Source organism: Paenarthrobacter aurescens (genome assembly GCF_025421775.1).
In the GTDB taxonomy this organism is placed as follows: Bacteria; Actinomycetota; Actinomycetes; order Actinomycetales; family Micrococcaceae; genus Arthrobacter; species Arthrobacter aurescens_B.
Genome location: NZ_JAOEFX010000832.1, coordinates 1 through 228, shown reverse-complemented (window position 1 = coordinate 228; position 228 = coordinate 1). Strand labels below are relative to the sequence as shown.

At 63.6% G+C, this 228-nt stretch carries 1 protein-coding gene; it reads left to right on the top strand.

The window, feature by feature from the left end; all coding sequences use genetic code 11:
• Positions 1–83 precede the first annotated feature (83 nt).
• Positions 84–228, top strand: a 145-nt coding sequence (locus N7568_RS25750; RefSeq protein ID WP_261612433.1) for a DUF3417 domain-containing protein, incomplete at its 3' end; no start/stop codon positions are given.

Below are 228 nucleotides of genomic sequence, written 5' to 3'. Positions count from 1 at the left end.
TCCGACTGCCATGTCCGTCCGTTAGTGTGGCGCTCGTGAAGGCTATTTGAAGGTTTACAGTCCGTACCGTCCTCCCCGAGCCCATACGGCCCCTGGCCCGTCTGGCCACCACTTTGCGTTGGTCCTGGCACCGGCCCACTCGGGAACTTTTTGCGAGCCGGAACCCGGCTCTCTGGGAGGCGTCGCAGCACGACCCCATAGCCCTTCTGGGGTCTATCAGCCGCGAAC